General features: G+C 41.1%; 3 protein-coding genes and 1 pseudogene. All 4 read left to right on the top strand.

Annotated features, from left to right (window positions below; genetic code table 11):
• Positions 1-242, top strand: a pseudogene (locus AC5JMF_RS00380) (hypothetical protein); the annotation flags it as partial.
• Positions 242-1039 carry a sugar phosphate isomerase/epimerase family protein gene (locus AC5JMF_RS00375; RefSeq protein ID WP_495793735.1) on the top strand — a complete coding sequence of 266 codons (798 nt, stop codon included), beginning with the start codon at positions 242-244 and terminating at the stop codon, positions 1037-1039. The pseudogene AC5JMF_RS00380 and the gene AC5JMF_RS00375, both read left to right, overlap by 1 nt.
• Positions 1040-1161: 122 nt before the next feature.
• On the top strand, positions 1162-2130 hold the full coding sequence (locus AC5JMF_RS00370; RefSeq protein ID WP_495793734.1) for a hypothetical protein: 969 nt from the start codon (positions 1162-1164) through the stop codon (positions 2128-2130).
• Positions 2106-2270, top strand: a complete 165-nt coding sequence (locus AC5JMF_RS00365) for a HEAT repeat domain-containing protein (RefSeq protein WP_495793736.1) — start codon at positions 2106-2108, stop codon at positions 2268-2270. The genes AC5JMF_RS00370 and AC5JMF_RS00365 overlap by 25 nt, the downstream gene beginning before the upstream one ends.
• The last annotated feature ends 192 nt before the right edge of the window (positions 2271-2462 follow it).

The raw sequence follows: 2462 nt of genomic DNA, 5'->3' as shown, positions 1-2462 counted from the left end.
TCAATACATTTGTACTCAAATTTAGCGCTCGCCTGTGCCAGTTGCGTAAGTCCTGTAAAGAACAAATTGACTACTACATTTCAGGGAAAGTAAAACATTTGTTAAGAAATATGGAATATCCAGACGAGCAAAAACAGCAGTTAGCGACTGAAATCAGCACATTAATAGGGTATTCCACAAAAATATTTACTCTCAAGCCCAGAACAGCAATCTTTGAATACTCATTAACACTGGAGGAGTGATGGAGTTATATCTAAGTTTGTCAGCCTATGGGGGAGTATCAACCCGTGAAGCATTAACGGTGTTTTACCAAGCAGGAATCCGGCATGTTGAACTAGCAATTGGGCCTCGACCTGATGCTGATGCAGTGCAAGCAATTGATGATTTTAGACAACAGGGAATGGTCTATCGAGGGCACCATGCTTTTGTTTGGGGCGAGCGCCATTATCCTTTCAATCTGGCACAACCTCAAGATTGGAAATATTTTGAGCAACTGACAAACTACTTAGCAAGTATGGGTATCACAGCTTATTCAGTGCATGGGGGAAATTTTCCTAAAACAACTGAGCGTATCCAAGCATATGCAACATTTGTAGAAAACATTCATTACCTTCATCAGCTTTGCCAAGAGCGAGGTATTATTCTTGGTGTAGAAACAATGTATCCTACACTGCCAAACACTGCTATTGAAAACCTTTTGGACAATACCTCTGAAGTTGTCCAGTTTTGCGAAGATGCCCCCCAAGTCAAGATAGTTGTTGACTTGGCACATCTCAACATTTGGCATGACAAAAGCCAAATAGCTCCTGGGCAATGGTTAAGACTTGCAGCAGATAGGCTTTTAGAGATTCATATTTCAGACAATGACGGACGGCAAGATATCCACTCTCGCATTACAAGTGATACTTGGTGGGTATCGCATATGACTCATTTTCCAATCGGAGTTCCCCTTGTGCTAGAGAGCCGATTAAATCGATTGCCTGTTTCGGTGGTAAAGCAAGAGTATGAGCGGATTTCTGCTTTAATAGTAAGCTTTTGATGTGAAGCGAGACTAAAGACTAATAGATAAAAAGAACAAACCAAACCTATCTAATTTACTGCATTTGACTGCTAGTAAGTACCTTAAGTCCAAAACAGAGTTTGGAGCAAGTGGTGTAATGTATGCCAAAATCACGAAAATTAGAAGAAACTTTATCTAGTCTGGCTCAAATTAGAGAGCATCCCACAAGTGAGGATGGGATGATAATCTTGCGCCAAGTCCTAAAAAGCAAATATTCTATAGCTGTTGCCCAAGCAGCTAAAATAATCAGAGAATCTAGTATCACTGAGTTGGTTGCCGATCTTGTAGAAGCTTTTGCTCGAATGATGGTCAAACCCACACAAGTAGACCAAAATTGTCTTGCCAAGAAAGAGATCGCACAGACACTGTATCACTTAGAATACAGCGATGAAAATCTTTTTTTGCAAGGTATTCGACATATTCAGATCGAACCAGTATGGGGAGGACAAGAAGATACTGCTGCCCATCTTCGGGGTATATGTGCTTTCGCCCTGGTAAGAATGAACTACTCAGATGTCATGAACGAATTAGCCGATCTACTAGCCGATCCCAAACCAGAAGCAAGAGTTGCAGCAGCAAAAGCGATCGCTTATACAGAAAATCCTCAAGGTGTACCGTTACTTCGTTTGAAAATCCGCATCGGCGATCGAGTACCACAGGTAATTGAAGAGTGTTTCAATGCTTTGCTACAGTTAGATCCGGTCAATTCACTGGCAATAGTAGCTGGTTTTCTTTTCGATGCAAACGAACAAATCTGTGAACTAGCAGCATTGGCGCTAAGCGGATCGCGATTAGAGCAAGCATTTGATCTTCTTAAAAGTTGTTGGGAGCAAACAATAAATGTGGAACTTCGTCGCACATTGTTACTAGCAGTAGCGATGCTGCGACAAGATAAAGCAATAGATTTTCTGATTTCACTAGTAGCTCAAGGAAGAGACATCGATGCAAAAGATGCAATTGCCGCGTTAGATATTTATCGAGAAGACGGTGAACTGTGGCAGCGAGTTAAGGGGGCAAGTAAAAAAGAGCCAATTAATAAACAGAACTGGCACAAGATTCAAACTGGCTGACTCGCTCTCAAGTTGCGATCGCTTTAGGTGGCTCTGATGACCCCCAAGCTAAACAGTTAATTGCTAAACTTCAACAGGATGAACATTTTCGGGTTGTGGCCGCGGCTTTAGAAGGTGCGTCAAGGCAACCTGAAGGTTAGTTGTCAGTCAGTATAGATAGGCTGTAACTGCCTCATTGCCTCTGATTAAATAAGTAAAGCTAATATTTGCAATTATTTTTACAAAATTTCCCCTACTTGATTAACTTTTGTAAAGCAGTGTAAATTATTCTCATAGGCAAAAACGCCTAATACATACATAAATCTAACCGCAATCATAGAACCATGACCGCA

This window comes from Desmonostoc vinosum, assembly GCF_059505385.1.
This window is presented reverse-complemented; position numbering and strand designations above follow the sequence as displayed.

Coding starts and splice junctions, on each gene's coding strand:
- AC5JMF_RS00375 (WP_495793735.1), top strand. CDS start 242: ATGGAGTTATATCTAAGTTTGTCAGCCTATGGGGGAGTATCAACCCGT.
- AC5JMF_RS00370 (WP_495793734.1), top strand. CDS start 1,162: ATGCCAAAATCACGAAAATTAGAAGAAACTTTATCTAGTCTGGCTCAA.